A 657-nucleotide genomic window follows, 5' to 3' on the forward strand; every position below is an offset into this window, starting at 1 on the left:
TCGCCGGAGCGCGCGCTCGTACGGGTGCACCGGCCGGGGTGGCTGCCACCGTCCGGCCCCGGCGCCCGGGGCGCCCGGCCCACCGGGATCCTCGCGCCGCGGCGCACCGGACGGAACCGGACCCGCTCGGGCACCCTCGTCCTGCTGTCCCTGTGGGGCGTCCCCGACGCCGAAGCGGGAACCTTCGCGTCCGGAACGCTGCGCGGGCTGGCCGCTGCCGCGCTGCAGCGCACCGGGAGCTGCACCGTGGTGGCCGACACCGGGCTCGCATCCGTGCGGTCCGCGCTGGCGGCCAATCCGGGTGTCCGGGTGCTCCGGGCCGCCGAGGCCGACCCGGACGCCCTCCACGCCGGAGCCGCCGTGTTCCTCGCCTCGCCGGTGCTCGGGGCACTGGCCCTCGCCCAGGCGCGCCGGGCCCCTCTGGCGCTGCTGCCACCGCTGGGGGACGCCCAGCGGGACCTCGCCGCACAGGTCGCCGAGGTCCTGCCGCTGCCTTCGGCCGAGGACCCCGCGGACCCGGGCCTGTGGGCGCCCCCGGCGGCAGCCGGGCCGTGGCACCTGCTCGACCCGGCCCTGGACGACCTGCGCGGCGCGCAGCGGGTCGCCCGTACCCTCCGTCAGCTCGCGCTCGCCCCCCTGTGAACCCCGCCCTGAACC

At 79.8% G+C, this 657-nt stretch carries 1 protein-coding gene; it reads left to right on the top strand.

The features are described from left to right. A partial coding sequence (gene blsF / locus VR44_RS32030; RefSeq protein ID WP_045951136.1) for a CGA synthase-related protein occupies positions 1-642 on the top strand: 642 nt, incomplete at its 5' end. Between the last annotated feature and the right edge of the window lie 15 nt (positions 643-657).

Origin of the sequence: Streptomyces katrae, assembly GCF_000966975.1 — a bacterium.
GTDB classification, from domain to species: Bacteria; Actinomycetota; Actinomycetes; order Streptomycetales; family Streptomycetaceae; genus Streptomyces; species Streptomyces katrae.